1 pseudogene is annotated in these 253 nt (G+C 56.1%); it reads left to right on the top strand.

Annotated elements, in window-relative coordinates:
• Nucleotides 1-253, top strand: a pseudogene (locus tag IV91_RS19460) (transposase); the annotation flags it as partial.

Below are 253 nucleotides of genomic sequence, written 5' to 3'. Positions count from 1 at the left end.
GCGGTCGCCCACGTTTTAAAGGTGCTTCCCGCCCCCTGCATTCGCTTGAGGCAACCACCAATGCGGCCAACATCATCTGGAAGCCTGAAACGGGCTGTATCGAGTTTGGCGACCTCACGCTACCGGTCTTGCTACCCTCCAAAACACAAGACCCGTATTTGCACCAAGCGCTCACCAATAAAACAAAGTATTGCCGCGTGCTGTGGCGCGTTGTTTCCGGCTCACGCCGCTGGTTTGTGCAACTCATGCAGGA

Source organism: Ferrovum myxofaciens (assembly GCF_000735045.1).
Lineage (GTDB): Bacteria > Pseudomonadota > Gammaproteobacteria > Burkholderiales > Ferrovaceae > Ferrovum > Ferrovum myxofaciens.
Note: the sequence above shows the minus strand (reverse complement) of the source record. Positions and strands in the feature narration are given on the sequence as shown.